The 22,623-nt window shown below is 49.0% G+C and carries 21 protein-coding genes; 4 read left to right on the forward strand and 17 right to left on the reverse strand.

The genetic code is table 11. From position 1 onward, the window contains the following. Positions 1-195: 195 nt before the first annotated feature. Complete coding sequence (locus tag QZT18_RS20155) at positions 196-438, reverse strand: PRC-barrel domain-containing protein (RefSeq protein ID WP_294150832.1); 243 nt, start codon at positions 436-438, stop codon at positions 196-198. Positions 439-653: 215 nt separating this feature from the next. Further along, on the reverse strand, positions 654-1,664 hold the full coding sequence (locus QZT18_RS20160) for an FAD-binding protein (RefSeq protein ID WP_294150834.1): 1,011 nt from the start codon (positions 1,662-1,664) through the stop codon (positions 654-656). 431 nt (positions 1,665-2,095) lie between these two features. On the opposite strand from QZT18_RS20160, the gene QZT18_RS20165 reads away from it, so the two are divergent. Beyond that, complete coding sequence (locus QZT18_RS20165; protein WP_294150838.1) at positions 2,096-2,317, forward strand: hypothetical protein; 222 nt, start codon at positions 2,096-2,098, stop codon at positions 2,315-2,317. Between the two features lie 211 nt (positions 2,318-2,528). Here QZT18_RS20165 and QZT18_RS20170 read toward each other — a convergent pair whose 3' ends face one another. The 4 genes from QZT18_RS20170 to QZT18_RS20185 all read right to left on the reverse strand — a co-directional run bounded on the left by QZT18_RS20170 (position 2,529) and on the right by QZT18_RS20185 (position 7,496). Then, entirely contained in the window at positions 2,529-3,932 is a 1,404-nt protein-coding gene (locus tag QZT18_RS20170; RefSeq protein ID WP_294150840.1) for a Sapep family Mn(2+)-dependent dipeptidase, read from the reverse strand. Positions 3,933-3,947: 15 nt separating this feature from the next. Next, positions 3,948-4,394, reverse strand: coding sequence for a GatB/YqeY domain-containing protein (locus tag QZT18_RS20175; protein ID WP_125142742.1), 447 nt, complete (start codon positions 4,392-4,394; stop codon positions 3,948-3,950). A 74-nt stretch (positions 4,395-4,468) separates the two neighbouring features. Beyond that, a complete protein-coding gene (locus tag QZT18_RS20180; protein WP_294150842.1) occupies positions 4,469-6,064 on the reverse strand; it encodes a peptide chain release factor 3 in 1,596 nt (531 codons plus the stop codon). Positions 6,065-6,476: 412 nt separating this feature from the next. Next, on the reverse strand, positions 6,477-7,496 hold the full coding sequence (locus QZT18_RS20185; RefSeq protein ID WP_294150843.1) for an alpha/beta hydrolase: 1,020 nt from the start codon (positions 7,494-7,496) through the stop codon (positions 6,477-6,479). 357 nt (positions 7,497-7,853) lie between these two features. Here QZT18_RS20185 and QZT18_RS20190 point away from each other — a divergent pair, with 357 nt between their 5' ends. Next, positions 7,854-8,618, forward strand: coding sequence for a type III pantothenate kinase (locus tag QZT18_RS20190; protein WP_125142739.1), 765 nt, complete (start codon positions 7,854-7,856; stop codon positions 8,616-8,618). Positions 8,619-8,743: 125 nt separating this feature from the next. Here QZT18_RS20190 and QZT18_RS20195 read toward each other — a convergent pair whose 3' ends face one another. Next, entirely contained in the window at positions 8,744-9,325 is a 582-nt protein-coding gene (locus tag QZT18_RS20195) for a hypothetical protein (protein WP_294150845.1), read from the reverse strand. 302 nt (positions 9,326-9,627) lie between these two features. Next, entirely contained in the window at positions 9,628-10,410 is a 783-nt protein-coding gene (locus QZT18_RS20200) for an SseB family protein (RefSeq protein ID WP_294150847.1), read from the reverse strand. A 219-nt stretch (positions 10,411-10,629) separates the two neighbouring features. Here QZT18_RS20200 and sigG point away from each other — a divergent pair, with 219 nt between their 5' ends. Both sigG and QZT18_RS20210 read left to right on the forward strand, forming a co-directional pair. After that, entirely contained in the window at positions 10,630-11,406 is a 777-nt protein-coding gene (sigG, locus tag QZT18_RS20205; RefSeq protein ID WP_294150849.1) for an RNA polymerase sporulation sigma factor SigG, read from the forward strand. Between the two features lie 412 nt (positions 11,407-11,818). Continuing rightward, positions 11,819-12,895 (forward strand): acyltransferase family protein, encoded by a 1,077-nt coding sequence (locus QZT18_RS20210; protein WP_294150851.1) that lies wholly within the window; start codon positions 11,819-11,821, stop codon positions 12,893-12,895. On the opposite strand, the gene sigE is transcribed toward QZT18_RS20210, so the two are convergent. From sigE to QZT18_RS20255, 9 genes are all read right to left on the reverse strand, one after another. Continuing rightward, positions 12,855-13,595 (reverse strand): RNA polymerase sporulation sigma factor SigE, encoded by a 741-nt coding sequence (gene sigE / locus QZT18_RS20215; protein WP_294150852.1) that lies wholly within the window; start codon positions 13,593-13,595, stop codon positions 12,855-12,857. The genes QZT18_RS20210 and sigE overlap by 41 nt on opposite strands. Positions 13,596-13,746: 151 nt before the next feature. After that, entirely contained in the window at positions 13,747-14,535 is a 789-nt protein-coding gene (locus tag QZT18_RS20220) for a sigma-E processing peptidase SpoIIGA (protein ID WP_294150854.1), read from the reverse strand. 580 nt (positions 14,536-15,115) lie between these two features. After that, positions 15,116-16,345, reverse strand: a complete 1,230-nt coding sequence (ftsZ, locus tag QZT18_RS20225; protein WP_294150856.1) for a cell division protein FtsZ — start codon at positions 16,343-16,345, stop codon at positions 15,116-15,118. A 198-nt stretch (positions 16,346-16,543) separates the two neighbouring features. Next, positions 16,544-17,272: a cell division protein FtsQ/DivIB gene (locus tag QZT18_RS20230; RefSeq protein ID WP_294150858.1), complete on the reverse strand. Its 729-nt coding sequence runs from the start codon at positions 17,270-17,272 to the stop codon at positions 16,544-16,546. Between the two features lie 76 nt (positions 17,273-17,348). After that, positions 17,349-18,620 (reverse strand): UDP-N-acetylglucosamine 1-carboxyvinyltransferase, encoded by a 1,272-nt coding sequence (gene murA, locus QZT18_RS20235; protein ID WP_294150859.1) that lies wholly within the window; start codon positions 18,618-18,620, stop codon positions 17,349-17,351. A gap of 105 nt (positions 18,621-18,725) precedes the next feature. Then, the gene (locus QZT18_RS20240) at positions 18,726-19,886 is read right to left on the reverse strand and encodes an FtsW/RodA/SpoVE family cell cycle protein (protein ID WP_125142730.1); all 1,161 of its coding nucleotides are present in this window, start codon (positions 19,884-19,886) and stop codon (positions 18,726-18,728) included. A 60-nt stretch (positions 19,887-19,946) separates the two neighbouring features. Beyond that, positions 19,947-21,293: a UDP-N-acetylmuramoyl-L-alanine--D-glutamate ligase gene (gene murD, locus QZT18_RS20245; RefSeq protein WP_294150863.1), complete on the reverse strand. Its 1,347-nt coding sequence runs from the start codon at positions 21,291-21,293 to the stop codon at positions 19,947-19,949. A 12-nt stretch (positions 21,294-21,305) separates the two neighbouring features. Next, positions 21,306-22,262 carry a phospho-N-acetylmuramoyl-pentapeptide-transferase gene (gene mraY / locus QZT18_RS20250; RefSeq protein WP_294150865.1) on the reverse strand — a complete coding sequence of 319 codons (957 nt, stop codon included), beginning with the start codon at positions 22,260-22,262 and terminating at the stop codon, positions 21,306-21,308. 98 nt (positions 22,263-22,360) lie between these two features. Further along, positions 22,361-22,623, reverse strand: a 263-nt coding sequence (locus tag QZT18_RS20255) for a hypothetical protein (protein ID WP_294150866.1), incomplete at its 5' end; no start/stop codon positions are given.

Raw genomic sequence — 22,623 nt, forward strand, 5'->3', positions numbered from 1 at the left:
AGTGCCGATGAACTCCCAGGTTCCCTGCGGAATCTTTTTCTCCCGGATTCCCCACAGGAAGGTTATGGACCGGGACTGAAGACGCGAAGGTTTTCGCCATAACACCAGCGCGCCATGGGGCTCCGGCTGAGAGGTCTCTTTCTTGGGGGTGGATGGGGGATAGGGGGATGGGGTATGTAAGCCGTATGGATAGGATTATTCCTTTTTTTCACGCAGTTCTACCAGGATGATGTCGTCTCCTATCTGTTGGATGTCACAGAAGGGGATTACGTATTCTTTCTCATGTCCCAGAAAGCCCCAGACACAGCATTGGCCTGGGACGATGATCGCTAGCATTCTTCCCGTGCAGATGTCAAAGTCTACGTCTCCTACAAAGCCAAGCCGCTTGCAGTCGCAGATATTGATTACCTCTTTTTGTTTCAGGTCACAGATTCTCATTTTTATGGCCTCCGGAATGTTGGTTACTGTTAGTATATGCATGATTTGAAGATGGGTTCTTTCCGGAATGGGAGGCTGGGAGGCTGCCCCGAGGACTTTTTAGAGTATAGAGCACTTTCCTATGAGCTAAAAAAGGAAACCGCAAGTCCCGGGATTCGGGGCTGGCGGTTTCCTTTTATGGGTGATGCGGCCGGTGCACGGAGTGTGCGGGCGTCTTACTGTTCCTGGTTGTCGGATACGTAAATTGCGGATTCCACGCCTGCGGTCTCACCAAATACGATTGTGGCCGTCAGGTCGTTTCCTGCCAGGACCGCGTCGCCGTGGACGCCTGCGCTGATCAGTTCTCCTGCTGCATAGAGTCCCGGAACGGTTTCTCCCTTTGCATCGATTGCTTCCGCACATGTATTGACGATAACGCCTGTCACTTTCTCATCGGAAGCCTTGGAAAGCTGGATATCAAGTTTGGATATAATCGGAAGCAGTTCTTTGTCTGTGGCTACAAGAGCGATACTGTTGATGGTTTTTTCTTCTCCATCCACTACTGCTTTCACTCCGGTTACCACGCCGTCTTCGTTCATGATTATTTCTTTGACCGTCACGCCTGTCTTAACAGGAATCTTCAGTTCTTCTACTTTTTTTACAAGAGCGTCGGATACTGCTTCTGCAAGGCTGCCGCCGTTGGCCAGTGTATAGCTTCTGGCTACTGAGGAGCCGTCTTTCTTCTCCACGCCTTTTAATTCGATGCCAAGGCCTTCGATCCAGCTCTTGGCCTCCTCGGCGCCCTCAACGAGGAATTCCGCCATCTCGGCATTGTTCGTATTCTTACCTGCTTTCATCGTGTCGGCAAGGTATAACTCATAGGAATCCTCGATCTCTGCCTCAAACTGCTCCGCCGTATCGGACGCGTTGATGAAGTCTTCCTTCTCTTTGACGTCGGCCGCCAGTTCATCGGTGCCGCTCAGAATCAGAATCTTGGTCGGACTCATTCCATCGGCTACGGCCTGGATAGCCGCTGTCAGCCCTGCGCCGTCTCCTCCGAGAATCACAAGCTGAGGTTTACTCTCCTTTGCTGCCGCCTCTGTGGCAGCCTCCGTTGTTTCCGGAGTTGTCTGAGCCTCCGTCGTGCCTTCTGTGGATGGTGTCTTTGTGGTATTATTGCTGCATCCTGTCATCACCGCTGCAGCCATCACTGCTGCCGAAAACAGGGCAAGTGTTCTTTTCTTCATGTAGCATTCTCCTCTCTTTTGCAGTCCTGTTGGTATCTGCATTTCCATGGCCACCAGCCGGGAACGGATGTTCAGGCGTTTAAACCTGCTGACTTCCGGCTGTACCAGTATTAAAGTCTAGCATATTATCGGCCGCAAATCAATTGAGCTTTTTTTAATTCTATTTGGAAAAATAAAATTCTTTATTAAATATTTATAAAATCGGGAACCAAACGCCGTTTTGCGCCTTGTAACCTGGGATTTTTATGCAGAATTCATACGAAAACACCTCATCGAATGCTGCCTGCTAACAGCAGTGGAAATGATAGCATTTTAGATGACAGACCGTGATAAATCTTGACAGGCTCGGCGTTTAAGCTTAAAGTTATAAGTAGGATACCCGCAGTCCAGGATGCAGAGACGGGCGATTAACCGAAGTTTGGAGGTGTCGTATGAAACGGTTTATTCAAATTTATTTTATATGTTTCATATGTTTGGCAGTATTTTTCTTTTTTGGTGGCTTTCTATTATTTGACATGAGCGGAAACGTCTACCGCGCGGCGGCGGCGATCGCATTTATCATTGCAATCCTTATCAACGTCTTTATTTCACAGAAAGATAAAATAGAAGAACTGGAAAAACGAATTAAAAAGTTAGAAGAAAACAAACCGTGAGATAAATGGCAATAGACAAATCATTTCGAACAGGTCAATTAAATAAAGTGAGTGAAAGCATTTTCTGTTTTCACTCACTTTATTGATTGTCCAAAACCCAAAGATACAGCAGAAAACAGTTCTTTTTACCGTTTCCATTCATCGCACAGCATGCCGCCGGGCACGGTACGGACATAAACTTCTTCTGCCCGGAGCAAAAGCCCCGTCTGCCCTACGCGCAGAGGTCCGCAATCACCTGTGCAAATATTTTCGCGCTTACGAGCAGTTCATCAATCACGGCAAATTCGTCTGCGCCGTGCATCTTATTATCGGTCTCCGGCATGGCTGCTCCAAATGCCACTCCGTTCTTAAGCGTGTGCACATAGGTGCCCCCGCCCATGGACTCACATGTTCCTTTTCTTCCCGTATAGGTTTCATATGCGCTCAGCAGTGTTTTCACAAAATCGGAATTGCCGTCCACATGGTGAGGCGGCGTCATGGATTCGTTGGTCAGGGTGAATCCGTGCTCTGCCAGTCTCCGCCTTGCAGGCTCCAGTACATTTTCTTCGTTGGAGCAGATTGGGCAGCGGCTGTCAAATGTGGCATCCAGGCTGCCGCCGTCCACTTCCAGAAGATCGAAAGCCAGGGTCAGCGCACCGGAAAGTTCATCTTCCATGGCAACTCCCAACGCTTCTCCGGCGGTGTCATGGCATGGGAAAAGTTTTACAAGGTTATGAAGAGCTTCAATCTGTCCGCACTCTGCAAAAGGAAGGCGGCTGATCAGAAGCAGCAGCGCCGTCAGCGCATTTTTACCTTCTGTCGGGAGGGACGCATGGGCTCCCACGCCAACGGCCGTGATCTCCAGCGTGTGGTTTCTGCCCTGGATTTCAAAGGATACTCCCGTCTCCTTCTCCACTCCTTCCGATACCTCACGTACCAGATCGTCGTCCAGTCCTTCAAATACGGCAAATGCCTTTCCGGGAACTACGTTTACCTTCGTGCCCGCATGGATGGAAATCACTCTTGGAAGCGCTTCGGAAGGTTCAAATTCCGCCGTAAAATGACCGGCCAGACTTCCTTTTTCTATGTTAACAACCGGGAATGAGCCGTCCGGTGAAAATGTCATCGGCGCTTCCTCCTCCACATCGTAATAGTGGCGGATATCGGAGCTGCCGCACTCTTCATCGGTTCCCAGAATCAGACGGACATTTTTAGAAACCGGGATTCCCAGCTCCCTGATGGCGCGCATGGCATAGAGGGCGGCCACAGCCGGTCCCTTATCATCCGCCGTCCCGCGTCCGTAAAGTTTGCCGTCCTTTTCAACGGGCTCAAACGGCTCCGTCACGGTCCAGCCCTCTCCGGCCGGAACCACATCGAGGTGAGCCAGGATGTCGAGCTGCTTTTCCTTGTCATTGAGGTCTGCGGTTCCTACATAGTTGTCGTAATTATTAATTGAAAATCCGTACTTTTCAGCCATGGAAAGAGCCAGTGCCAGAGCCTTGCTCGCTCCGTCGCCGTATGGTTTTCCCTCCTGATAAGATGTTTTCTCACTGTTAATTCTGCACAGCAGGCAGATATCATCTATCATTTCCTGTCTGTGGGAATCGATATATTTTTCTATTTCTTCTCTGTACATAACCGGTCCTTTCCGCTATTTAAGCAACTCTGCCAATACCTGGTTTACCACTTTTCCGTCAGCTTTTCCCTTTACCTTCGGCATCAGGACTTTCATAATCTTTCCCTTGTCGGACGGAGCCGCCTTCTCAATTCCGAGTTCCGCCAGCACCTCTTTGATTACCGCGGCAATCTGCTCCTCGTTCATGTCCTCCGGGGCAAACTCTTTGTAAACCGCCATCCTGGCCTCAGCCTCGGCACGGATATCATCCCTGTCTGCGGGAGCCAGCTCATAGGTCTCCTTCGTCTGTTTCAGTTCTTTCTTCACGATAGCATCGGCCTCCGCCTCGGTGAGCGGCTCCCTTTTATCTATCTCTGCATTCTTAAGAGCGGAAAGAAGCATGGAAAGAGAATCTTTTCTCGCCTTGTCCTTTGCCTTCATAGCCTCTACCATAGCTGCACGTACAACATCAATCTTACTCATCTTCTTACCTCCTGTGAATTATATGAAATGATGTATATGAAATGATGTGAAACCATATCCTTAGCGGTTCCCCTTTAATTATTGCGTCCAAACTCACTGAGCTTTAAGCCCGGGTTACGGTCCAGGACCATTCCCACGCTCCAGCTGTTGATAAATATCAGCAGTGGATTGTCTTTAAGGTCTTTAATCCGCTTCATATCGGATGTACCCTGGAGCTTCGCCACATCCACCTCATCCTTATTCTCGATCCAGCGGATATATTCATATGGAAGCTTATCTAACCTGACCTCCACGTTGTATTCATTTTCCAGTCTGTAGGTGAGGACCTCAAACTGCAGCTCTCCCACAACGCCGACGATAATCTCTTCCATTCCGGTATTAAACTCCTGGAAAATCTGGATCGCGCCCTCCTGGGCAATCTGGTTGATTCCCTTGATAAACTGTTTCCGTTTCATCGTATCCATCTGGCGGACTCTGGCAAAATGCTCCGGCGCAAATGTGGGAATTCCTTCAAACTCTATCTTATCGGAAGCCGTGCAGAGCGTATCCCCGATGGAGAAAATGCCCGGATCGAAAACACCGATAATATCACCGGCATATGCCTCCTCCACGATCTTCCTGTCCTGTGCCATCATCTGCTGCGGCTGGGACAGACGGATTTTACGGCCGCCCTGTACATGGTTAACCTCCATTCCGGCCTGGAATTTGCCGGAACAGATTCTCATAAATGCGATTCTGTCCCTGTGGGCCTTATTCATGTTGGCCTGGATTTTAAATACAAAGGCGCTGAACTGGTTGTCAAACGGATCCACAATGCCCGTCGTCGTCTTTCTCGGAAGAGGTGACGTCGTCATCTGGAGGAAATGCTCCAGGAACGTCTCCACTCCGAAATTAGTCAGGGCGGAACCGAAAAATGCCGGTGAAAGCTTGCCCTGGCTTACCAGATCCATATCAAATTCATCGCTGGCGCCGTCTAAAAGCTCGATGTCTTCCAGAAGCTGTCCATGGTAATCCGGCCCGATGATGCCGTCCACGTCACCGCTCTCCAAATCGAATTCCTGGGAAGCGACTTCCTTCTGCCCTCCCATGGCAGCCGTGAATGTGGTAATCTTCTTTGTATTTCTGTCATATACGCCCTTGAAATTCTTTCCGCAGCCGATCGGCCAGTTGACCGGGCATGTCTTAATTCCAAGCACGCTCTCAATCTCATCCATCAGTTCAAAGGGATCCCTGGCTTCACGGTCCATCTTGTTGATAAATGTGAAAATTGGGATATTCCTGAGCAGGCAGACCTTAAACAGTTTGATCGTCTGTGCCTCGACACCCTTTGATGCGTCGATTACCATGACGGCGGAATCTGCCGCCATCAAAGTACGGTACGTATCCTCCGAGAAATCCTGATGTCCCGGTGTATCCAGGATGTTGATGCAGTATCCTTCGTAGTTAAACTGCAGTACGGATGAAGTGACGGAGATACCTCTCTCCTTCTCAATCTCCATCCAGTCGGAAACGGCGTGCTTAGCCGCCTTCCTTCCCTTGACCGTTCCGGCCAGGTTGATCGCTCCTCCGTAAAGCAGGAACTTCTCGGTCAATGTGGTCTTACCTGCATCGGGGTGGGAAATGATGGCAAAGGTGCGTCGTTTTTTAATCTGCTCTGTTATATTCTCCAAGAGTTTTTCCTCCAAAATCAATGATTCTCTAATGTTCCAAGCTGAATATGGCACATACCGCCTCTCCATAAACAGTCTCTGTTTCCTGTCGAAAAAATAGACATCCGTGGAAGATGTCTACTTTATTCTATTATGAAATATAAGGAAAGTCAATAAAAAGTCTTGACAGAACTTTTCTATAATCTGCCTTAGTTACTGTTCACTCCGTGCCCAGCAACACGCTTCGCGATGCACAGAAACGGCAAAAAGCGCCGTTTCGCGCCGTAACCCTCGGGTTTTCTGTGACTTTCGCTTTGCTCCACTCACAAAAAACACCTCGCGGAATACTGCCCGTGAACAGTAACCTGCCTTATCTGTAACAGTTCAGACAGCATGAACTGTTACCCTTGTCTATCCCGTACCGGGTATTTTTTCAAAGCGATATGATCCACTTTTTTACAAGCTCTGTCCAGGACTGGCAGCACGGCACCACATAACCGCCTCTCCCGTCATCTGTCACCTTATCCGTCTCCTCATTTGCCAAAGCCAGACCGTGTCTTCCCTGCGGATAGATATGAAGCTCCAAACTGACCTTTGCCTTTTTAAGCGCCCAGGCAAAAAGCAGGGAATTTTCCACCGGCACGGTTCCATCGGTATCCGTATGCCACATGAAAACCGGCGGAACCTGTTCTCCCACCTGGTTCTCCAAAGACAGAAACTCCCGTGAAAATTCCGATATGCCCCTTCCCGTCAGATTGTCAAAGGATGCCGCATGCCCGAATTCCCCCGATGAGATGACGGGGTAGGAAAGAATCAGCCCGTTCGGACGCATTTGCTCCGGTTTAAGGCCCAGCCGTTCCTTCAAGAAATCCCTGTTCCAGAACACTCCCAGCGAAGCCGCCAGATGACCGCCCGCCGAAAAGCCGCACACGCAGATTCCGTTTGGCTCAATATGCCATTCACCGGCCCGTCTCCGTATCAATGCCACGGCGGCCGCCAGCTCACAGAGCGCCTCGGGAAAGATGCCGGGATCCGTGCTGTAGTGGAGCACAAATGCCTGACAGTCCATGGCAAGAAACTGGAAAGCCGCCGGCTCCCCTTCCCTGGTGGAACAGAATTCATAACCGCCGCCCGGACAGATAATGACCGCTTTTCTCCTGGCATCCGGTTTTCCGTCCGTGTTATCCTTCAGAAAACAGGTGAGAAGCGCGCCTCCGCTGCGCCGTTTGCGGTTCTTCCGTACACCGGTATTTCCACCGCTGGCGTTTTCACTGCTGTCGTTTCCACCGCTGGCATTTCCACCACTGCTTCCTTCAATGCTTCCTTCAATGCTTCCGTCGATATTACCGCCGCTGTCACCGCCGCCGTCCTCTTCTGTCTCCACCGGTTCGCCTTTTATCCGGAATCCTGTTTCCCCCGTTCCGGTTTCTATCAAAAACTTTTTAAAAATCATCCCATCACGCTCCCATTCACTCCTGCACAAAAAAAGATATCACCATTGTACACCGCCGTTTGTCCCCGGTAAAGTAAAAACGCCTTCTATAATGAGAAAGCCCAAAGACTAGCAGTTACTGTTACCACCCATTCAAGAAAGAGTCCAGAGCATTTTCCTATGATATAAAAACAGCGTGCTGCGAACAATAACACGCTTCACGGGATATTGCCGGTGGACAATAACGAATAATATTCAGCCGCAGAACCAGACTATAGTACAAAATGTATTTATCGTAACAATTCACATGTTTGCACGATTGTTTTTCCGACAAAAATATTGTATACTTTCAGTATATTAAACATAAGGAGCATCCGCATGATTCTGGCAATCGATATCGGCAACACGAATATTTTCATTGGGGCCATTGACAGTAAAAAAACTTATTTTGTAGAGCGTATCACAACTACTATTGGCAAAACCAATCTGGAATATGCCATTACGCTGAAAAGTATTCTGGAAATCTATCATATTGAGCCAAAAGAGATTGAGGGCGCCATTATTTCCTCGGTCGTCCCGCCGTTAAACAGGACGCTTATGTCCGCTGTCAGAAAAATCACCGGAATCTCGCCCAAGCTCGTCGGCTCCGGCATGAAAACCGGACTCAATATCCTGATGGATAATCCGAAATCCGTGGGCAGCGATATGATTGTCAACTCCATCGGAGCCCTTGGTGAGCATGAGCCGCCCATTATTATCATGGAGATGGGAACCGCCACCACAATGTCGGTCATTGACAAGAACAGCCGTTATATCGGAGGCGCTATTCTCCCCGGTCTCCGCGTATCTTTAGACAGTATGAGCGCAAGTACGGCCCAGCTGCCGCGAATCAGCCTGGACACGCCAAAAAGAGTCATTGGGAAAAATACCGTGGATTGTATGAGAAGCGGGGTTATTTTCGGAAATGCCGCTATGATAGACGGGATGATTACAAAAATTGAGGAAGAACTGGGAGAACCCGCCACCGTTATCGCCACCGGCGGTATTGCAAAGGCGGTGCTGCCGCTCTGCAGCCATACGATTATTTATGATGGGGCGCTGCTGCTGAAGGGGCTGCTGGCGCTGTATGAGAAAAACAGATAAAAAAGCCGGAAAAGGGACGGCATATCAGATGACACGAAGCCATTTGATATGCGGATTCTTTTCCGGCTTTTTCGTTTACCGGCACTGAGGCCTATGAAAATTAATTTTTATATTGAACGTCTCTTTTAATTTTTTTCGGTAAGCTCCTCCGGCGCTGCCTCCTTCGGGAAGACGCCTTTATAGAGCACTTTACTCTCATCCAGTCCGCCTATCTCACAGCGCATTTTGACGGTCTTGTTTTCTCCTGCAAGATAAACTTCATTCGTTCCCTTTTTAAGCGTTATCTTCTCCTCCGTCCAAAGGACACCGTAGGCATCATCCGTCGCGGCGGGAAGTTCGTCCTCCGTCCTCTTTCCGGATTTCGTCTCATAATACCCCATCTTCACTCCGCCCTCATCCCCGGTACTGTAGGTGTATCTCAGTGTGGCCTCCGTGTCCTCAGATACCTCGATGAATAAAAAACCGGCTTCCGTCTCCGACAGGAATACGTCAAATTCGGCAGAGACACCTTCCCCGGTATCGCCTGTGAGTGTATTAAATTCACTTGTACGGGAATTGAAGAATGGCCGGCTCGTCTCAGCTCCGGCCGTCTTTACTTCCGGCTCCGTCTTACCGATTACACCCACGGATGCTTCCGTTCTTCCGCCGCATGCTGTGAGATTCATACAGATACCTATAACCGCTGTAATTACAGCCATCTTTTTCATATTATTTTCCTCCTGTTGTCAGTTCGTTCCACCGTCACCGCAGACAACTGCCAAAAGCGGTCCGATTACACCGTACACCGGCCGGTAAAGGCCTGTTTAACAGCTCTTATACTCTATTCAACGATACAGCCTTTCATTTTCCTTCAAATATTTTACAGTACGTTCCATCGAAAGTTCTCCTCCGCCAAAGAAAACACCCCATATGCAGGATACAGGCAGACCTGAAATCTCACATACGGGGTGTTTTCTCTTCTCAATATCTTCCGGTAGAACGCCAGAAATTGGCAGCCTCCGTTATCTTCCTATTTTACAACCTTCAAAGTAGAACAGTCTCTCTCAATATTATCAATCTTCTCTCTGTCCAGTCTCAGTCCGAAGCCAAACGGATTGACCACCATTCCGTCCACCTTCCTCACCAGCTTTTTCAGATCGCGGAACTTCACAACGACCGGCTGGTATTTCTGCTTCTTGTCAAATTTTCCAAACTCGATAAGATCGGTGAATACGGGATAGAACTTAAGGCCCTTATTGTCGGCAATCATCGGATAAACATGCTCATTCACATCCTCTGCCGGGATCAGGAACTTTGCATTGTATATCTCGGAACACATCAGGTCCTGCATCGGTTTAACCGCTCTTTTTCTGGAAAGCTCCTGATAGAACTGGGCTGCGGCACGCATCAGGGACGGATTAATCACCATGTCCGCGGTCTCTTCCGGTTTCTCTACAATGCTGAATAACGACATTGCAAGGGATTCCTGGCCCTTGTCTACCATGACGGCCTCAAAGCCGCTGCGGTAAAGATCGTTAAAAAATCCGATTCTCTGGGCCGGTCTGATCTCAAGGCTCTTCACCTCGTATCCTTCCCACTTTAATTCCTTTACAAATTCATCTGCAAATGCTTTGCTGGAAAAGATATAAGCTGCCGGCTTCTCATTCTCTGCCCCCATGAAAAAGTTGTTGGTAGCTCTGGCTGCAACCGCAAACAGGGCTTCTCCCGTCTTAATTACTTCCAGAATTTCTCCGAAAACTGCTTTATCTTCATTCTCAAGATAGGATTTAATCAGTTCGTTTATGGTTTTCATTCTTTTCCTCCATCTGTATGCATCAAAAGTTATTGTACTATTCTAACACAGACAGGGGCAACAATCAATCAACTCTCTGAAAAGGAAAATTTTTTCATCCCTCCAATCGTATAAATCGATCCAAATTCGTACATCATTCATTTATAAGAATTCGGTGGAAAATATCCCTTACAATAAATTCCGCCGAGATAATTAATGAAAGATGCGGAGGTAAAGTACATGCCTGTATACAAAGTGGAAATCTGCGGAGTCAACACTTCCAAACTGCCGCTTCTCAGCAACGATGAGAAGGAAGCGTTGTTTAAACGGATTCTTGATGGGGATATGGATGCCAGAGAACAATACATTAAAGGAAATTTGCGTCTTGTCTTAAGCGTCATCCAGCGTTTTTCAAACAGCAGCGAAAATGTGGACGATCTTTTTCAGATCGGCTGCATCGGACTGATAAAAGCGATAGATAATTTTGATATAACACAGAACGTGCGGTTCTCCACCTATGCAGTTCCGATGATCCTCGGAGAAGTCAAACGTTACCTGAGAGATAATAATTCAATCCGTGTCAGCCGCTCCCTGCGCGACACCGCCTACAAGGCGATTTATGCCCGGGAAGGACTGATGAAAAGGAATCTGAAGGAACCGACCATCTGTGAAATCGCGGATGAAATCGGAGTCAGCAAGGAAAGCATCACCTATGCCCTGGACGCAATCCAGAGCCCGGTCAGCCTCTACGAACCGGTCTATACCGACGGCGGTGATCCCCTCTATGTCATGGATCAGCTCAGTGACAAAAAATGTTCCGAGGAGCACTGGATCGAGGACATTTCTTTAAATGAAGCAATGAAACGCCTCCCGGAACGCGAGCGTCATATCATCGACATGCGTTTCTTTGAGGGCAAAACCCAAACCGAGGTAGCCGAAGAAATCCACATCAGCCAGGCCCAGGTCAGCCGTCTCGAAAAAAGCGCCTTAAAAAGCATGCGCAACTACCTGAGCTGATTCCCGTCTCGGAAAGACGGTTGTCCAAAAACGGGCCGTCCGGGCCGCCATAAACATTCCAAATACACAGTGCCCTGTCCAGATAAAGAAAGACATTAAGAAGAACTGATTTCTTCAAATAAATCCTCTTTCTTCATCAGACAAGGCACTATTATCTTTACCTAAAAACTTTAACACATCTCTAAGCGGTCCGGCTCCGGGATGGCGCCAGTCTTCGCGTCTTCAGTCCCGTTTCCCTCAGTTGACACATTTCCCCACATATTCTATACTTGATGATAAGATCTTAACGCAGCCCATGTTTCAATCATACAGGAAACATCCGCTGCGCGTTTCCCCGAAGGCCCTCACTTGCAGTGAAAAGCCGGGGTGAAACCGTACATAACATCGAAAAAATATTTAAGGAGTTACCACTATGAACCCAACCGCACCGTCACGTTCCCCTTACTGGGATATCGTAAAGGGACTTGGTATTATTGCAATTGTCCTGGGACACAGCTGTTACTTTGCCGTAGGCTTTGTCTATCTGTTCCATCTGGCCCTGTTTTTCTTTGTCTCGGGCTATCTGTACAGCGAAAAAAAATACGGGGATGCTCCCTTCGCCTTCTTTGGCAACCGATTCGCAGGAACATGGCCCCGTTATGTTTTTTATACGTCCTGTTTCGTCCTGCTCCACAATTTCTTTGTGACGCGGGGGCTCTATTCCGGCCAGGAGCTTTATAACCATACGAAAATGCTGGCTCAGATTTGTACGAATATCTCTTTCACCGGCGCCGAACCGGCCCAGGGAGCGCTCTGGTTCATTCCGGCCTGGCTGGCCGCATCCGGTCTGTTCGGCGCTGCCGTATGGTTCGGCCGCACCTTTTCAAGACGGATTGGAAAACCAGGGCTTAAGGTATGGCTGATTGGGTTTGCCTGCGCCTCAATCGGCGCCGCCGGTGTGTTCCTGAATATGAGGAAAGTGGGGATTGCCTACAACCTTCACGCATCCCTGGTCGTAGTCCCGATTTATTTTTTTGCCTACCTGCTTCGGCTTCACTGTCCCGATTTTAAGAAATACACCACCTGGTACGGCTGCATCATCAGCGCCGCCGCCCTGTACTTTATCAATGCAAAGATGGGCATCTATATTCTTTTAGACGGAATGGTGATTCCCGGAGCCTGGTTTTACGTCATCTCCCTGATTGGAATTTATTTCTGTCTGTCCCTCGGAACTCTGATGGAACGGTTCAAAGCCGCTTCCCGTTTTCTTTCGTTCCTGGGACGCTATTCCTTTGAGATTATGGCGGTTCATTTTGCCGTCTTTAAACTGGTGGACTACTTATACGCAAAACTCTGGCTCCGGTCGGTACCCGAAAATCTGGCCGGGTTCCCCACCGGTTTTTCCCATGAGCTGTGGCCGGTCTACCTGGTAGCCGGAACCCTGATTCCCGCATTCATCGGCTGGATTTCTACTCGTATTTCACGATTTCTTTTTTCAGCCGCTTCATAATCTTTTTCTCGAGCCTGGAGATGTAGGACTGGGATATGCCCAGAAGGTCTGCGACTTCCTTCTGCGTCATCTCATCCTCATTCTCCGTTCCCAGGCCGAAACGCAGTTCCACGATTTTCTGTTCTCTCGGTCCCAGACGGCTGATTGCCGTACTGAGCAGTTTCTTTTCTATCTCATCTTCCAAATCCCGGTAAATAACGTCCTCGTCGGTTCCCAGAATATCGGAAAGCAAAAGCTCATTTCCATCCCAGTCCACATTGAGCGGTTCGTCAATGGAGACTTCCATTTTTGTTTTATTGTTGCGTCTTAAATACATCAGAATCTCATTTTCAATACACCGGGAGGCGTAGGTGGCAAGCTTGATGTTTTTATCGATGTTAAAGGTGTTGATTGCCTTGATAAGTCCAATGGAACCGATGGAAATCAGGTCCTCCACGCCGACGCTGGTGTTGTCGAATTTCTTCGCTATGTAGACTACCAGACGCAGGTTGTGCTCGATCAGTCTCGATTTCGCCTGAGCATCCTTCTCCGTTCCCAGCTCCTTTAACACCTCCGCCTCTTCCCTGCTGTTTAAGGGCGCCGGGAGAATATCCGCACCGCCGATATAATGGACTTCCCCCTCCTTCTGAAGAAAAACCGATTTAAACGACGGAACCATCTTAAGACGGAATTGATTCGGGATTGCTAATTTTATAACCATAATTTCTTTCCTCCTTAAATAACCATATCTGTAACCGCCGGAACCTTATTCCTTACCCCCTCGCAAAACAGCGCGTTCCGCCTTGCCGGGTATGCATCCTGAACGGTTATCATTATTTTCATTACAGCTTTCCATCAATACTGCGGCCTTCTCACAGCCACAGTTTTTCATTCAGCAAAATCTGGTAAGAACCGTTCTGTGACAGTTTTTCTTCCGAGATTGCAATATACGGTTTCTCTATTACTTTCTTCTGACCTTCTTTTTCTATCTCCATCCTGTCGGCCCGCACCGCCGGTAAAATACCGCTGTCCTTCCCGACCGAACGGAAAGGGACGAACAGAACCGCATTCACGGTGCCGAACAGTTCGCTGCAGCTTTCCGCTGAGATGACGCTGACCGGGCTTCCCGTGTAGGGTTCCGTCAGGCGGTTCCCCGTGTCCAGAAAACCGGTAAAACCGGCTTTCCTGCCCTGATATTCGATCAGGACGCTGTAGAGATGGCCGCTGTCCGCCGCACTCTTTGACACGGTCCTCCAAAGGTACAGCGTTAAAAAGATACTGAATCCCGCTGCCGCCGCATAGAGATAGATAGAACCAAAGAAGCCTCCTGCACGGAACAGCTCCATCAGGCCTGCCGTCATAACCGCCGCCAGATACAGGCCCGCCACGGCTTTTATAAGCGCGTTCAGGTCTTTGATTCTGAATGCCAGGGCCGCCATCAGGGCGCTGGCTGCGAAGTATGTAACAATTGACTGGAGAAAAAAAACAGGAAAGGGAAAAATGGTCACAGCCAGCGCGTAAAAAGCTCCCGCCATGCTGGCCAGAAATATTCCTCCCTTTCGTGTCTCCAGCTTCATCACCTTTTTTACTACTGTGAGAAGCAAAAAATCTATTGTAAAATTATTGGCTAACACCACATCCGCGTAAACGTTGTATGTCACCGGAAATTCTCTCACCTCTCTGTCTGACAGTAGGATACAGTTCGGTCCTGCGGCAGAATAACGCCGGACTTTTATAAAAAGTGATACCGCCCGTCAGGGCATACCGGACCTGAACTGTTACGACAGTAGTCATTATAAATTCCCGGGCTTGTGTTTTTTGTCAAATACGGAAAGTTAATTCCTGTTTTTGATCGTCATATTTCGAAACAAAATGCGGACGGCGCGATAGGCTTTTCCATGACGGGAATCGTTCCTGATTTTCCCTCTGCTCCCTCTGGCTGTGGGGGACCCATCCCCTGTGCCCTGACCGGTGAAACCAGCCGTAAGGGTAAAATAATGGCCCGCCACCTGTATTTTAAGTCCGGGTGGCCGGCCATATCGTTCTTATTTTGTTGGATTACGATTGAAAATGTCGAAAAATCAATTTAGATTTGGACAGCAGGGTTTAAGATACCGCCGCTGTTTTCATCAACCAAAACAGCCGCAATGCTTACGCACTGCGGCTAATATCGTCTGATATAAAAAGTACGGTAAACGTGCTTTTCTTTGTTTCCTGTCTACGCTTGAACCCTATCCCTGATTATTTTTTATTCTTCAGAAAATCCGGGATATTGATCTGTGTCTCTCTCTGCATCGGGCGGTATGGCTGCACCGGGGTAGGCTGTACCGGAACCTTCGGCTGCTGTGGCTGCTGAGGAACTGCGGCGGAAGGAGCCCTGTAGGTCGGTGTCTTATAGGCAGGCGCAGATGTAGCCGCCGTCTCTCTGCCTGCTCCCTGAGGTGCAAACGTTGGAGCCGCTTTTGCCTTGAATGGGGTGGTGAATTCGGTCATGGCCTTGGATACGGGCGTATTGATGCCGTGGGCATCCAGTCCTGTCGCAATAACCGTGATCGTAGCTTCATCCTGTGCATTCTCATCAAACATGGCGCCGAAGATGATGTTGGCATCGTCTCCTGCCAGTTCCTGTACATAAGTTGCGGCGTCATTGGCCTCGATCAGGCTGATGTCACCGGAAATATTGATAATAACGTGGCTTGCGCCTTCGATGGTTGTCTCTAACAGAGGGCTGGCAACAGCCTGTTTAACGGCTTCAATGGCCTTGTCGTCACCCTTGGCATGTCCGATACCGATATGGGCGATGCCCTTGTCTATCATTACGGTCTGTACGTCCGCGAAGTCCAGATTGATAAGTCCCGGAACATTGATAAGATCCGTAATGCCCTGTACGGCCTGCTGAAGCACTTCATCGGCCTTCTTAAGAGCATCCGGCATGGTTGTGCGGCGATCTACGATCTCAAGGAGTTTATCGTTAGGGATTACAATCAGAGTGTCTACATTGGCTTTTAATTTCTCAATGCCAGAAAGTGCATTGCCCATACGTGTCTTGGCTTCAAAGCGGAACGGCTTTGTCACAACGCCTACGGTCAGAATGCCCATATCCTTGGCAATCCTTGCGATAACCGGTGCCGCACCTGTTCCGGTGCCGCCGCCCATACCACAGGTTACGAATACCATGTCGGCGCCTTTCAGTGCCTGTGCAAGCTCTTCCTGGCTCTCCTCTGCGGCTTTCTCGCCGATCTCAGGCTTCGCCCCGGCTCCCAGTCCCTTTGTCAGCTTCTCGCCGATCTGCATGGCTGAAGAGGCCTTGCAAAACTGCAGCGCCTGCTTGTCCGTATTAATTCCAATAAATTCCACACCTGCTATATTCTCTTCTATCATGCGGTTAACCGCATTGTTTCCGGCTCCGCCTACACCTATAACGATGATTCTGGCAGAATTCTCCGATTCATTTATCTTAATCTCTAACAAGATAGTTCCTCCTTCACTTATCCATCTGATCTTGTTTATCTTTCCATTTTTTTTACTCTTTAGATTTCGGTCTACCTAATACTATATTTGATTTTCGGTAAAAAATCAACTGTGAATTTCATAAAAATATTACTTATTTTGTTTTTTTACACAGCAGTTCCGCTACGGAGTGGTCCATAGGGATTTTCAGGCCGCCCTTTATTCATCCTGCTCAAAGCGGTATGATGGATTGGAGTTCGTTTCATCATAAGTATCAAGATATAATGTACCGGAAAGCTCCGTGTAGGTGTTCAAGATATCCCTGAGCTCGGAAATTTTACCGTTTATCTGGGCATTGCCGCCCAGCTCCACCTTCAGGTTGTCCACGGTCAGCGTGGCCTCTTTCTGGCTGTTGAAATCGATCCTGTCCGCTTTGATGTCATACATCTCAAGCACCTGGGTCAGATTCAGTATCTCGTCGAATATTCTCACATCCTCCACCGGCAGAGGTTTGTGCAGGACAATATGGCCGAATCTGAGGCCTGTAATCATCGGAATGCCCGTCAGCTTTTCGTTGGTGCTCTCCACGATGATACCGTCCTTGTCGAAATACATCAGGCTGTTCATATAGGAAACGTAGCCGACCACACTTTTTTCATAGGTGATGATTTCCACATTGACAGGACTTCTGAATACTATTTTATAGTCTTCCACAAAAGGAATTGTCTTATGTGGGCGGAAACGATACTGATAGTAGCAGTAAACGGGATTTCTGCTTAATTTTGTATCAAAAATCATCGCTTCAATCTGTTCCTGCGTATATCTCTCGTTGCCGCTGACTTTCACCGTTTTAATCCGGACAGAGAGAAGGACGGCAAGCAACAGCAGCACAGCCAGAAAAATCCCTGCAATTACCAGTTTTTTTCTGTTTTTGTTTACTCTTCTCAACTGTGCACCTCCTGTTTACTTCCCGCCCGGCGGTTCTATCGTATTTCACTCTGTGAATCGGGATCACAGACATAGTTCAGCGTCCGGCCGGTTCCTCCGCATAGCGGATGCAGGCTCCCATCCCGGACAAATCACGGCAGATATCCTCATATCCCCGCATAATGTATTCACAACTGCCGACAATTGTCGTTCCTTCCGCCATCATGGCCGCAGCTACCAGGGCCGCACCTCCGCGCAGATCCTTTGCTTCGACATGGGCTCCCTTTAAACGGGTGTGCCCCACAATCCGGGCAATATCTTCCTCGACAATAATCTCGGCTCCCAGTTTTTCAAGCTCCACTGCCGTTTTAAACCGGTTCTCAAAGATTTTTTCTTCTATGATACTGGTTCCTTCCGCCCTGCTCATCACCGCCATCATAATGGACTGAAGATCGGTTGGAAATCCGGGATAAGGATCGGTCTTTATGGATGCCGCCCGAAGCCTCTCCGGGGCTTTCAGGTAAATGAGCTCATCTTCTGCATAGACCAGGGCGCCCATCCTTTTTAATACCGAGGTAACCGTCAGAAGTCCCGCGCTCTCGGTACCGGTCAGGAGAAGTTCTCCGCCGGCTCCGGCCGCGGCCAGAAGATAGGTTCCTCCGGCAATCCTGTCGCCGCATACGGTATATCTGGAATCATGGAGAGGCAGACCGCCTTCGATTACGAGCACATCGCTCCCGGCTCCCCGGATGGAAGCCCCCATATTATTCATGAAACGGCACAGCTCCGTAATCTCAGGCTCTTTCGCACAGCCTTTTAATACGGTCTTCCCGGAAGCCGCCACCGCCGCAAAAATTGCGTTTTCCGTGGCTCCGACGCTTGGAAACGGAAAATCCACCACCGTCCCCCGAAGGCGCGGCACATTGGCCCTGAGCGGTTCATCCCCCTCCCCTTCCTCTATCAGGACCCCCATTTTCTCAAGGGCCATCAGATGAAGATCAATGGGCCGTTTCCCAATCATACAGCCGCCCGGATAATACACTTCCGCCTCTTTACATCTTCCCAGAAGAGCGCCAAGCAGCATGATGGAGGAACGCATCTTCTCCATCTCTTCCCTGGGTATGGAAAAACGGGACAGCCCTGCCGCATCGATCGTAAGGCTGTGTCCATCCAGGACGCAGCTGCATCCCAGAGAATCAAGTATCCCCATCATACAGAACACATCCTGTATTCTGGGGACATTATCAATGACCGTTATTCCCTTGTTCAGAACCGCTCCCGCCATCATCGGCAGAACCGCGTTCTTTGAACCCTGCACTATAATTTCACCTTTTATCGGGCACAGCCCCTGGACCTCTATCGCAGACAAGAAAAACCCCTCCCGTTTGTCTTCTATATACTATCCTATGTAAAAAAATGAAATTATGTGCATAAAACCGCTGTTTTCCTTTGTTTATATGTATTGTCCGCCGCGTTACTGTTCCAGCTTAATCTGGTTCGACACGCTCAGCACAAGCCCCATCTCCAGCATCAGAAAGAGAACCGATGTACCTCCGTAACTGATAAAGGGAAGCGTAACTCCCGTGTTGGGAATGGAGTTGGTAACTACGGCAATATTCAGGATAACCTGAATGGCGATATGGGACATCACTCCCACCACTATCATGGCGCCCAGAAGATCCGGGGCATTGCCTGCAATCACCATAAAACGGTAAATCATAAACATGAAGATCAGAATCAGGGAGATCGCTCCAAAAAGCCCCAGCTCCTCACAAATGATAGAGAAAATCATGTCGTTCTGCGCCTCGGGCACAAAGCCCAGTTTCTGAAGGCTCTCTCCCAGTCCTTTTCCAAAAAGGCCGCCGGAGCCAATCGCATATAGTCCCTGCAGTACCTGGTATCCGCCTGACCGGGAGTACATGATGGGGTTCTTCCACACGTTGATTCGGCCCAGCTGGTAATCCTTCAGGATATGCATATTCACCAGAATATGCCCGATGTACGGAGCCGCCGCCAGAAGCCCGACTCCCGTTCCGATACAGGCGAAAAACGGCCACTTGATCTTACAGGCCACAAACATCATGACGAACACGATGCCGCAGATAATGATACCCGAACTCAGGTTGTTTGCCGTAACGAGCAGGGCTAGCGGGAGGGAAAAACCGATGAGCACGAGGGCCGGTTTCGGTTTGTTGATTCTCGTTCCCAGCTCGGCTATGAAAACGGCCACAAAGAGTATCAGGGATATCTTTACAAGCTCCGTCGGCTGGAACTGAAGGAAGCTCGGTCCCAGCTTCAGCCATCTCTTTTTACCGTGGGAAGCCACGCCGAGGGGGCTGAACATCGTCAGCAGCATTGTAATCCATGACAGGGCATATCCCAGAATGGCAAATCTTGCAAACCAGTGGTAATCAATCTTGGAGACCATGTACATGGCCACAAAGCTTCCGCCTGCAATCGCCGCCTGCCTGATCGCAAAGTACGCAGGGTTATCGTAGTCCAACTGTGCCTTGTAGGAGCTGGCGCTGTAAATCATCACAAGTCCGAACGCAGTCAGGAAAATAATTGTAAACAGCAGACTGTAGTCGTAAAAGCGATGCGCTTTCTTTTTCTTCTTTTTCCCCGTACCAGGCATTATTCCACTCCTCATCCCTAAGGTACGCCAAAACCATTATTCCCTATGAGATAAAGTCGGTTACAGGCCCCTTACATATTCTTTAAACTTGGTTCCCCGCTCCTCAAAGTTCTTAAATTGTCCCCAGCTTGCACAGGCAGGAGATAGGAGCACGTTGTCGCCCGGATTCGCATAGGATGCACATACCTGGACTGCCTCCAGCAGATCCTCCGCATACATGATATCTGTAAATCCGTGACGTTTTGCACATTCTGCAATCTTATCTCTGGTCTGTCCGATCAGTACGAGATACCGTACTTTTCCATCAAAGCTTTCAATCCACTCATCGAACTCGGAATGCTTATCATAGCCGCCCGCAATTAAAATGGTCGGTCCCGGCATTGCCTTGATGGCCTGCATGGCGGCATCCGGGTTCGTACCCTTGGAGTCGTTATAATATTTTACGCCGAATCGCTCCGTTACATACTCAATTCTGTGTTCCACCGCCTCAAAATTCTTTATTACTTCCTGAATCTTTTCCAGCGGAACGCCCATATTCATGCTGATGGCAACCGCCGCCATCACATTCTCGTGGTTATGGCGTCCGAGAAGCTTCAGATCATGGATATCCACAATCTCCACCACCTTGCTTCCGTCATTGTAAACAATCTTTCCGTCGTCCAGATAATATCCCTTCTTCAGGGTCTGGCGGCTGGAGAAATATACCACGTTGATTTTCAGCGTCTCACCGAACTCTCTCAGTACGGAGTCTTCATAATTAAGGACGCATGTATCGCCCTCTTTCTGGTTCTTTGTAATGCCCTCTTTGACTTCGATGTAGCATTCCATTGTTTTATGGCGGTCCAGATGATCCGGAGTAATATTCAGAATAGCGCTGACATTGGGACGGAAGTCCATAATCGTCTCAAGCTGGAAACTGGAAACCTCCGCTACGGTCACGGAGTCCTCCACCGTCTCCAGTGCATGCGCCGTATACGGTTCCCCGATATTGCCCACAACAAAAACGCTCTCGTAGAAAGATTTCATAATCTCCCCTGTCAGAGCCGTCGTCGTCGTCTTACCGTTGGTTCCCGTAATCGCGGCCAGTTTGCCCTTGGCACAGTGGAATGCAAGCTGGATCTCACTCCAGATCGGCACTCCCGCCTCGTCCAAAACCGCCACAAACGGAGCGTCCATCGGAATGCCCGGGCTGATAACCGAAAGTTCAACTCCCAGCAGATCCGTTCTCTTCAGTTCTCCGAGAACTACCGTCACCTTTGCGTCCTCGTCGAAATTCTTCTTAATCTTCTCTGCATCCAGCTTCTCATTTCCATCATAAAGAACTACTTCCCCGCCCTTGGCAAGAAGAAGTTTTGCGGCCGCAATACCGCTGATTCCTGTTCCTGCTACTAATACTTTTTGACTCATCGTCCATTCCTCCTATAATCCTAAGTAAGCTACAAGGCAAAGGATTGCCGTTATAATCGAAAATACAGCCACGACTCTCGTCTCCGACCAGCCGCAAAGCTCAAAGTGGTGATGGATCGGGGCCATCTTGAAAACACGTTTGCCGCCGGACTTTTTAAAATAGGTCACCTGGATGATGACCGACAGGACCTCCACCAGATAAATCAGGCCCACAACGGCGATAAAGAGAGGCATCTGCATCATAAACGCGCTGGACGCCACAAAGCCTCCCAGAGCCAGGGAACCGGTGTCACCCATAAACACCCTGGCCGGATATACATTGAACAGCAGGAAGCCTAAAAGACTGCCTACTACGGCGCCTGTAATCGGGCTGATGCCGCTGTTCTCACCGATGGCTACGATCGTAAAGAAGGTGGCCACCAGAATCGTCACACTGGTACAAAGACCGTCCAGACCGTCGGTAAAATTCACACCGTTATCCGTTCCCAGGACGATAAAGAAAAGGGCCGGAACAAAAAGCCAGACCGGCATCTCCAGAACTTTCCCCGTAAACGGAATGATCATTCCCGTTCCAATCTCATCGGATGTAATAATATAATACGCGAAAATTCCCGTAATAATGATCTGACCTATCAGTTTCTGCCCCGGATTCAGTCCTTCCGAGCGCTTCATAACAATCTTGATATAGTCGTCCAGAAAACCTATCACGCCGAAACCGGCCGTGACAAACAGAACGGGGATAATCTTCGGATAATCCTTCAGATAGAGCAGGGAAGTTATGATAATGCTTGAAAGAATTACCAGTCCCCCCATCGTCGGAGTCCCCTGTTTTTTCAAATGGGCCTGCGGTCCGTCATCCCTGACCTGCTGCCCAAATTTCAGCTTGTGAAGAAACGGTATCACGATTGGACACAGAATCGCGCTGATTACAAATGCGATAATTACCGCCAGTATTGTCTCATTAACCATGTCACACCTCTAATTCTTATGTAGCCTCTGCCTTGTATTTTTCTATTATTCAAAATTTACTACATACGAAAATAGTATACGTCTTTTTAATGGAATAATCAACCTTTTTCCGTGTGGTCCGCCTGGTCCGCCTTGCAGTTGAGATGCGGGAACGGCTCTGAAAGATGGCGGACGGGGTGGGGAGGTTTTGGTGGGTGGGTCTTCAGTCCCGGTTTATTAAGTGTCGTGAAGGGGAATCCGGAGAAAAAAATTCCTTCGGGGACTCGCTCCCGCTTGTGGAATACGAAACGGATGCTAGATTCAAAAAAACCTGCCACCGCACGCTTTTGCACTAAGCTCGATAGGACCTCGCTAAGTGCTC

This window comes from uncultured Clostridium sp. (genome assembly GCF_900547735.1).
Lineage (GTDB): Bacteria > Bacillota > Clostridia > Lachnospirales > Lachnospiraceae > Otoolea.